Source organism: Salinibacter sp. (assembly GCF_036626415.1).
Taxonomy (GTDB): Bacteria; Bacteroidota; Rhodothermia; order Rhodothermales; family Salinibacteraceae; genus Salinibacter.
Genome location: NZ_JAZKRW010000126.1, coordinates 1 through 8,211, shown reverse-complemented (window position 1 = coordinate 8,211; position 8,211 = coordinate 1). Strand labels below are relative to the sequence as shown.

9 protein-coding genes and 1 other RNA gene are annotated in these 8,211 nt (G+C 64.4%); 8 read left to right on the top strand and 2 right to left on the bottom strand.

Features of this window, described 5'->3' with window-relative positions; all coding sequences use genetic code 11:
* Position 1: 1 nt before the first annotated feature.
* Positions 2 to 370: a transfer-messenger RNA gene (gene ssrA / locus V5A20_RS11820) on the bottom strand.
* 212 nt (positions 371 to 582) lie between these two features.
* On the opposite strand from ssrA, the gene mazG reads away from it, so the two are divergent.
* From mazG to V5A20_RS11805, 3 genes are all read left to right on the top strand, one after another.
* Positions 583 to 1,428 carry a nucleoside triphosphate pyrophosphohydrolase gene (gene mazG / locus V5A20_RS11815; RefSeq protein ID WP_332327414.1) on the top strand — a complete coding sequence of 282 codons (846 nt, stop codon included), beginning with the start codon at positions 583 to 585 and terminating at the stop codon, positions 1,426 to 1,428.
* Positions 1,429 to 1,505: 77 nt separating this feature from the next.
* Positions 1,506 to 2,132: a hypothetical protein gene (locus tag V5A20_RS11810; RefSeq protein WP_332327413.1), complete on the top strand. Its 627-nt coding sequence runs from the start codon at positions 1,506 to 1,508 to the stop codon at positions 2,130 to 2,132.
* Between the two features lie 87 nt (positions 2,133 to 2,219).
* Positions 2,220 to 2,630, top strand: coding sequence for a hypothetical protein (locus tag V5A20_RS11805; RefSeq protein ID WP_332316902.1), 411 nt, complete (start codon positions 2,220 to 2,222; stop codon positions 2,628 to 2,630).
* 45 nt (positions 2,631 to 2,675) lie between these two features.
* On the opposite strand, the gene V5A20_RS11800 is transcribed toward V5A20_RS11805, so the two are convergent.
* Positions 2,676 to 3,179: a hypothetical protein gene (locus V5A20_RS11800; protein ID WP_332316903.1), complete on the bottom strand. Its 504-nt coding sequence runs from the start codon at positions 3,177 to 3,179 to the stop codon at positions 2,676 to 2,678.
* 202 nt (positions 3,180 to 3,381) lie between these two features.
* On the opposite strand from V5A20_RS11800, the gene V5A20_RS11795 reads away from it, so the two are divergent.
* The 5 genes from V5A20_RS11795 to topA all read left to right on the top strand — a co-directional run.
* A complete protein-coding gene (locus tag V5A20_RS11795; protein WP_332327412.1) occupies positions 3,382 to 4,614 on the top strand; it encodes an acyl-CoA dehydrogenase family protein in 1,233 nt (410 codons plus the stop codon).
* A 248-nt stretch (positions 4,615 to 4,862) separates the two neighbouring features.
* Positions 4,863 to 5,297, top strand: coding sequence for a DUF3667 domain-containing protein (locus V5A20_RS11790; RefSeq protein WP_332327411.1), 435 nt, complete (start codon positions 4,863 to 4,865; stop codon positions 5,295 to 5,297).
* A gap of 41 nt (positions 5,298 to 5,338) precedes the next feature.
* The gene (locus V5A20_RS11785; protein ID WP_332327410.1) at positions 5,339 to 5,746 is read left to right on the top strand and encodes a hypothetical protein; all 408 of its coding nucleotides are present in this window, start codon (positions 5,339 to 5,341) and stop codon (positions 5,744 to 5,746) included.
* 268 nt (positions 5,747 to 6,014) lie between these two features.
* Positions 6,015 to 6,596 (top strand): DNA starvation/stationary phase protection protein DpsA, encoded by a 582-nt coding sequence (gene dpsA / locus V5A20_RS11780; RefSeq protein WP_332327409.1) that lies wholly within the window; start codon positions 6,015 to 6,017, stop codon positions 6,594 to 6,596.
* 278 nt (positions 6,597 to 6,874) lie between these two features.
* Positions 6,875 to 8,211: type I DNA topoisomerase (topA, locus tag V5A20_RS11775; RefSeq protein ID WP_332327408.1), on the top strand; the 1,337-nt coding region annotated here is incomplete at its 3' end.

The following is an 8,211-nucleotide window of genomic DNA, read 5'->3' as shown; positions in this document are numbered from 1 at the left end:
GTTGTGGAGATGCCGGGAGTCGAACCCGGGTCCGTGTAGCCGCACAGGCAAACCTCTACCTGCATAGTGGACGCATTGGCGGTTCACGTCGCCCGTCTGCCCATCCACGAGGCCAGGGCGGCGCTGAGACTGATTAGATTTCACCGGCGCATCCGCAGTCGGAGAACGCGGCGGCTACACCCTTTTTGTCGATGTCTCACGCTCCCCAAGGGCCAGGAGCGACGTGAGACAGATGGGGGCTGTTACGCCGCCATCGCGTACGAATAATCGTCCGCAGTTACAGTTCCTGACAGGTTTTACGGAGCGAATCAGGCTGCTCGGCAGGTCAGTCCGCTGCGCGCTTACTACACGTCGAAACCGTGTCATCCCCATATGTGAAAGAGCGACGCACCACCTATCCGGCTTGCCCGGATTGTGCTTTGGTGCATCTGCTTTGACGCAACACACCCTCCAATGTTTCCTCAGAACGAGACCGCCGAAGAGGGTCTTCCAACGCGTTACACACAAACATGTGACGCGTCCGGCTGTAGAGCCATCCGTGCGACGGCTTGCCACATTGCCCCCCGCTTTCACCCGGTGCCCATGCCCACTCCGAATTCGTCCCTCGCCGACAAAATTTACGAGTCCCAGTTCGCCGAGCCCGCCGAGCGGCTGGAGGCGTTCGCGGACCTGGCCGCCATCGTCAAGCAGCTCCGGCGCGACTGCCCGTGGGACCGAGACCAGACCCACGAATCGGTGAAGCACCTGCTCATTGAGGAGGTCTACGAGGTGGTCGAGGCGATCGACAACGGGGACTGGGACGAGCTGGCGGCGGAGCTCGGCGACGTGCTTCTGCACGTGCTCTTCCACGCTGTCATTGCGGAGGAGGGCGGTCGCTTCACCCTCGCGGACGTGATCGAGGCGGAAACGGACAAGCTCGTCCGGCGCCACCCGCACGTCTTCGGGGACGCAGCACGCGACGACGCGGACGCGGGGGCAACCTCCTGGGAAGAAATCAAACAGCAAGAGAAAAACGGCGAAGCGGAGCCCTCCTCGGTGCTCGAGGGGGTCCCGGTGCAGCTGCCGGCCCTGCTGCAGGCCCAGCGGGTGCAGGAGAAGGCGGCGGGCGTTGGCTTCGACTTTCCGGATCGGGACGAGGCCTGGCAAAAAGTCCAGGAAGAGGTGGGGGAGTTTCGAGACAGCGTGGAGGGCGATCAATCTCCGGAGCGGCAGCAGCAAGAATTTGGCGACCTCTTGTTCGCACTGGTGAACTATGCGCGGTACATGGACGTGACGCCGGAAAATGCACTCCGAGAGACCACCGGTCGATTTGCCCGGCGGTTTCAGCACGTGGAGTCGCGACTGTCGGCGCGAGGGGCCTCCATCGATGAGGCGGACCTGTCGGAGGTGCGCCGGCTCTGGGAGGAGGCGAAGGGGCGGGAGGAGTAGTTCGCGTGGGGCCGGCCCGCAACGCTGCCCTTAGGCGCCCGTACCTTTGGGCCCTTGAGGACCCGATTTTCTCTTTCATGATTCATGACCGCACGCACACGATGGCCGACGAGACCGACGCGGTGGGAGAAGTCATTGAGGCCACCACTCGACAGTTCGTGGCTGAGGTGTACGAGGAGGCCGACGCGCCTGACTTTGGGGCCTGGGTGCGAGTGGGGCCGGACGCGGCGCCAACGCTCTACGGGCTCGTGAGCCACGTGGAGACGGGCAGCTACGACACAAATCGGCAGGCCGTAGCGCTTGGCCTCTCGCCCGAAGAGCGGGCGCAGGAGATGCCGATGGTCGACGAGCTGCTCCGCACCACTGTCCGTGTTCAGATGCTGGCGTGCCAGGGGGCCACGGGGGACGTGCGACAGACCCTTCCGCCACAGCCCCCCGACATCCACGATTTCGTCGCGCCCTGTACCGATGAGGACGTCCGAGCCTTCGGGGCGCCCTACGACTTCCTCCGAACCCTCGTCGAACACCCGGATCCAGACGTGCCCGTCGACGACCTTCTCGTGGCGGTGCTCCGGGGCATTTACGCGGCCCATGGCGGCGAGCGTGGCGGGCGCGAACCGCTCGTGCAGGCCGGGCGTGCCCTGAGCCGGCTGCTCGATGACGACCACGAGCGTCTGCAGTCCATTCTCCGACGGGTGCTCTAGCAAATGGGCGTCGCGGGATTGTAACTTTTTGGGAGGCGGTCCGTTGTTCTATGGCTCCGCAGCGCCATTGCTTTTCCCGCGATCCCCATGTCCGAATCTGCCGCCTCGCCGGACACGCCGTCCCGCCCCGAAATCGTCCGTGACGTGGTCATCTTTCAGGTCAAGCTGTGGCTTGAAGGGTTCAAGGATGTGATTTTGATGCCTCTCTCGTTCGGGGCGGCCGTCATCGACGTCGTTTTCGGGGGCTCTACGCTGTACGCTGTGATGAGGCTCGGCGATCGGTTCGAGCGGTGGATCCACCTGTATGGCGCGCTGGAGGTCGAATCTGAAGATGCAGGGACTGAGGGCCCTCCTCCATCGCTCGATCATCTTCTGAACGAGGCCGCGGATGGGCTCGAAGATCAGGCAATGGGGCAAAGACAGGCGGAGGACGCCCGAACAGCGTCGGGAGGGGAAGCCCCCGCCTCCCGCGATCCCGACTCCCGTTCCAGGGGGTGAGGTGGGCGCTCGGGCGGCACGGACGGCCAAAAGCTGGACCTCTGGTCAAAGGATGATCCCTACGCGAATCGGGAGGACCAGGGTGGTCGACTCCCGGCCGACGAGAAACCCAGGGTTGAACTCCACGAAAAGCGAGCTCTCTTCGAGCAGCCAGGCCCGGCCAATGCCCAGGTTGAAGGTCGGGCCGCTCTCGGTGTTCGTGTCGCCGAACGGCACGTAGGCGCCGACCCCGCCAAGCACGTACATGTTTTGCACTCGGTCCGTCGAAAAGGAGACGATGGCCGAGAGCTGTGGGTCGAGGGCAAAGGCAGCGTCGTCGCGTCCCTGAAAGATGAAGCCGGTGAGCCCGGACCCGATCGCCAGCGACACATCAGGATTTAGGGGCGTGGAGGCTCGGAAGTGGAGGCCGGGCCCTACGTTGCCGCTGGCCGTACTGCCGAGCATCTGGATGCCGAGCCCGAAGCGGGTTGGGCGGTCGTCTTGGGCCTGGGCGGGAGACAGGGAGAACGTGAGCCCAAGAAAGAGCAGGAGGCACGTGAAGCGTCGCATGGAAGAACGAGCGTGTAGAATCAAGAAGAAGGATGTGGCGTATCACGACGTGGCATGAGGAAAAGGGGGCGAGGCCCCTTCGACTGCCGTTCGGAACGTACGCTTTCGTGGGGCGATCATCAAGAGCAACGGCCCCGGCCCGGGCGCGTGCCGCCCTTTTCCCGTGTGTGCTCGCCTTTCTTTCACCTTTGACGCGACAGCCATGTCCCAGCCCGCTCCTCCCGATCTCAAGACGGCTTCCTCCTCGTCCGAGACGTGGGACCCTGCGGCCTTCGATCCGCCCGACTTCTACGACCTCGACGCGCTTTTGTCCGACGAGGCAACGAGCATCCGCGATGAGGCGCGGGCCTTCGTGACGAAAGAGGTTCAGCCGATCATCGAAAAGCACGCCCAGCGTGCCGAGTTCCCCCGGCACCTGATTCCGGCGTTTGCCGACCACGGGTTCTTGGGGGCCCCGCTCCCCCCCGAGCACGGCGGCGAGGGGCACAGCAACATTGCCTACGGCCTCATCATGCAGGAACTCGAACGGGGCGACTCGGGCCTCCGGTCGTTCTGTTCGGTCACGGGCGCCCTGGTGATGTATCCCATCTGGCAGTACGGAAGCGACGCGCAGAAGGAGCACTGGTTGCCCGCCCTGGCGAACGGGGAGGCGATTGGCTGCTTCGGGCTGACGGAACCCGACGTCGGATCCAATCCCGCCGAGATGCAGACGCGGGCCCGTCGCGACGGGGACGGATGGGTGCTAGACGGACACAAGCGGTGGTCGACCAACGCCACCATCGCCGACGTGGCCGTGATCTGGGCGAAGGACGAGGACGACACGGTGCGAGGCTTCCTGGTGGAGACGGACCGCGACGGGGTTGAGACGCCGCCCATCGACGACTCGTGGTCGCTCCGGGCGGCGGTCACAAGCGAGGTGGTGCTCGATGGCGTGCGGGTGCCGGAGGCGGCGTGCCTGCCCGGGGTTTCGGGGCTAAAGGGGCCGCTGTCGTGCCTCACCCAGGCCCGGTACGGCATCTGTTGGGGCACCATCGGCGCGGCCATGGCCTGCTACGACACGGCCCGGCAGCATGCCCAGAACCGCGAGCAGTTCGGGCAGCCCATTGGCGGGTTTCAGCTGATGCAGGAACGCCTCGTCGACATGGTGCAGGAGATCACGAAGGCGCAGCTTCTCAACTGGCGCCTCGGCACCCTGAAGGACGCCGGCACCATGCGGCCCCAGCAGGTGTCCCTCGCCAAGCGCAACAATTGTCAGACGGCCTTGGAGGTGGCCCGATCGGCCCGGCAGGTGCTGGGCGGGAACGGGGTCACGAGCATGTACCCGGTGATGCGCCACATGAACAACCTGGAGAGTGTGGTGACCTACGAGGGGACGCATGAGGTCCACACGCTCGTCGTGGGAGAGGACCTGACGGGGGAAAACGCGTTTGTGTAGTGGAACTGGTGAGGGCCTGACCCACCACCATTTTTGTTCTGCGGTCCATGGTTCCCCCTTCACCGTCAGCCCCAAATTACTGGCTCGCCCCGTTGCCCGACGCGCCGGTTGAGGCGATACGGTCTGCACTGTCCAAGCCCGGCCGTCTTATGGGGAAGGGCAAGCGGTGCCCCACGTGCCACGCCTTCATCCAAGCCCGCTTCTGTGCGGTCTGTGGAGAGACACCCCCGAGTCGTCGTCCACGAACAGTGATCGGCTTTCTGTGGGGGGCAGCGGCCCGCCTGCTCGATGCCGACAACCGGCTCTTTCGGTCCCTCTACCGCCTCCTCGTGCGTCCCGGCGCGCTTACTGTTGCCTTCCTGCGGGGGCGTCGGCAGCCGTTCCTGGGGCCGCTCCAGCTGTTTGTGACCATCAACGTGGCGTATTTCCTGTTCGCCACGAGCGGGGTTGGGCCGAACACGTTCCATACGCCCCTTGACCTTCACGTCCGCGCCAACAACTTCTATCATCAGCAACTGGCGCAAGGTTGGGGGAACGAGCGGATTGGGGCCCCGGACGCTTGGTCATATTCCGCCGCCCGGGCCGCGGCCGATTCGCTCGATCAGGCAGAGGCCCAGACAGAGTCCAATGCAGAGGTCCGTGCCGCCGCATCGCCAGAATTTCTCAGCGTGTTCCGAGAGTAGCTGAGCGCTTCGACCGGCAGGCGAAGTGGCTGTCCAAGTCGTTGATCTTTCTCTTCATTCCGGCCCTGGCCGTCTGGTTTTGGCTCCTTTATCCGTTGCGCTGGTGGGGCACGAAGGGCCGCTTTCTCCTGCCATTCCTGGTGCAGGCGACCCACATTTGGGGCACTGCCCTCATGGTCCTGGCAGGAACTATTGTTCCGTTGGCAGCGGTGTTGTTGCTGGCCTTCGTGCTTGGGGTCTCGGTCGCCGAGCAGCCCATTCTGAATGCGGTGTTCAGCGTTGCCCTTATCCTGTATGTGACGGCTTCGCTCCGGCACGTGCACGGGGGAGCCTCCCGGACCGCGTGGCTCGGGGCGGGCCTTCGTGTCCCCGCTACATTCTGGGCCATCTGGGCACTGCTACTGGCCTATCGGGCGGTCCTGTTCGTCGTCGGGTTTTATACGACGTGACCCTGTTCGTCCTCGGGGGCAGAGGCGGGGCGGAGGCGCCGTGCACATTGGCATTTTCCGCGTACTCGTTACGACTAGGGAATGGGAGGCGGAATCATCCCGGCTGGCACCGGGTTTGCACACCATTACAATGCCCTACTTGACCGGATTTCGGACACACGATGACAGACATACGGTCAGGTTGTCATCAAAGCCTCCGCGGGGGCCTGACACCTTGCCCCGAGACGTTTCCGCTCGCAACTCTTCACAAAATCACACCCCGACGGTTATGCCAACAACCAAAACGAAAACAACTGACACTCAGCACGGCGAGCCCTGGCGCCCGCAGCAGATGATTGAAGAGAATCCCATCGGGCTGGACCAGGAGGTCGCCGAGCAGCTGATCCCGAAGCTCGACGAGATTCAGTGCACGCTCTGGACCCTCTACCACCAGTATCAGAAGCATCACTGGCTCGTAGAGGGACCGCAGTTTAACGACCTCCACGTCTTCCTTGAAGAGAATTATGAGGAGGTCCACAAGTACCTCGACCGCGTGGCGGAGCGCATTACGGCGCTCGGCGGCATTCCGACCAGCGCGCCGGACGCCCAGGCGGAGCTCTCTCACGTGGAGCACGAGCCGGAGGGCACCTATCGCATCCGGCAGATGCTCCAGCACGACCTGGCGGCCGAGCGGACCCTTGCTGAAACCCTCCGAGAGGTGATTTCGGAGGCGCAGGGCCTTGGCGACCCCGGCACCGAGCGAACGCTCAAGAAGGTGCTGACCAAGGTCGAGGACCGCGCCCATCACCTTGACCACTTCCTGGGCGAAGACAGCCTGGAAGAGGGGCGCTCCAACGGCGAGACTGCTTAGTCCGTCCTCCTCGTGCTGGCGCGTTCAGACGCGAATGCACGGAAGAGCCCGGTGCCGGCCTGTCCGGTACCGGGCTCTTTTCTATGGGGCCCGTGCGCCCGGTTGAAGGAAGGCTGTGCGGATCGCTTGGGCCAAGTCCAAACAGATCGGTCACACGCCTTCTCGGAACGACCGTCCCGTGACGGGCGTGGTCTATCGGGCGCTCTTCCCTTCCATGGGCCGTCGTGCCATCCCGTCGTTCGGCTGTCTCTTTGTCACCCCTGATTCGTCCCCTGTCTATGAAGCGTTTGGTTGTTGTTGAGTCTCCGACGAAGGCCCGCACGATCCGAGAATTCTTGCCAGAGAGCGGGTATCGCGTCGAAGCGAGCATGGGCCACATCCGGGACCTTCCTGCGTCGGCGGACCAGATTCCCGCCGAGTACAAGGACGAAGACTGGGCCCGGCTCGGCGTGAAAGTGACCAACGGCTTCGAGCCGCTGTACGTGGTGCCGCCGGACAAAAAAGAGGTCGTTCGGGACCTGAAGCGGGCCATGTCGAACGCGGACGAGCTCTACATCGCGACAGACGAGGATCGAGAAGGCGAGTCGATCGGGTGGCACCTCGTGCACGCCCTGGAGCCCGACGTGCCGGTAGAGCGGATGGTCTTTCACGAGATTACGGAGGATGCCATTCAGCGGGCCCTGGGCGACACCCGAGACATCGACCAGCACCTGGTGGAGGCACAGCAGACGCGCCGCATTCTGGATCGACTCGTGGGGTATTCGATCTCGCCGCTGCTTTGGCGCAAGATCAAGCCAAAGCTCTCGGCGGGACGCGTGCAGAGCGTGGCGGTGCGGCTGCTGGTGCAAAAGGAGCGGGAGCGCATCACGTTCGTGCCGGCCACCTACTGGGACCTCGACGCGCAGCTGGCCAAGCAGGGCATCGGGGTAGAGGCCGAGATGACGCACCTGAACGAGGTGCGGCTCGCATCGGGGAAGGACTTTGATGAAGACACCGGGCGCCTCAAAGAGTCGCTGACCGAAGGGGAGGATGTGGTGTTGCTCGACGAGGAGCAGGCCACGGCCCTGGCCGAGCAGCTTCCGGAGGCGACGTGGCGCATCGACGGCATCAAGGAGCGGACCCGCACGAAATCGCCGTTCCCGCCGTTCATTACGTCCACCCTCCAGCAGGAGGCCAACCGCAAGCTGAGTCTCTCCTCGAGCCGCACGATGAGCGTTGCGCAGTCGCTCTACGAGAACGGGTACATCACCTACATGCGAACCGACTCGACGAACCTCTCGGGCGAGGCGGTGAAGGGGGCCCGGCGCACCGTCGCCCAGCGCTACGGCGACGAATACCTGAGCGACGGGGTGCGCCAGTACAGCTCCTCGGACAGCGCGCAGGAGGCACACGAGGCCATCCGGCCCGCCGGGTCGGAGATGAAAACCAAGGACGAGCTCGGCCTCAGCGGGATCGAGGCGGCGCTCTACGACCTGATCTGGAAGCGCACGCTGGCCACCCAGACCGCGGACGCCAAGATCCGCTACACGAACGTCTACTTCGACGCCGAGGTGGACGGGGACGTGGCTCGCTTCCGGGCCTCCGGCAAGCGGCTCGACTTTCCCGGCTTCTTCCG

Bases quoted from the DNA above. Each gene is read 5' to 3' on its own strand.
- V5A20_RS11800 (WP_332316903.1), bottom strand. From the start codon at position 3,179: ATGCGACGCTTCACGTGCCTCCTGCTCTTTCTTGGGCTCACGTTCTCC.
- mazG (WP_332327414.1), top strand. From the start codon at position 583: ATGCCCACTCCGAATTCGTCCCTCGCCGACAAAATTTACGAGTCCCAG.
- V5A20_RS11805 (WP_332316902.1), top strand. From the start codon at position 2,220: ATGTCCGAATCTGCCGCCTCGCCGGACACGCCGTCCCGCCCCGAAATC.
- V5A20_RS11810 (WP_332327413.1), top strand. From the start codon at position 1,506: ATGATTCATGACCGCACGCACACGATGGCCGACGAGACCGACGCGGTG.
- V5A20_RS11795 (WP_332327412.1), top strand. From the start codon at position 3,382: ATGTCCCAGCCCGCTCCTCCCGATCTCAAGACGGCTTCCTCCTCGTCC.
- dpsA (WP_332327409.1), top strand. From the start codon at position 6,015: ATGCCAACAACCAAAACGAAAACAACTGACACTCAGCACGGCGAGCCC.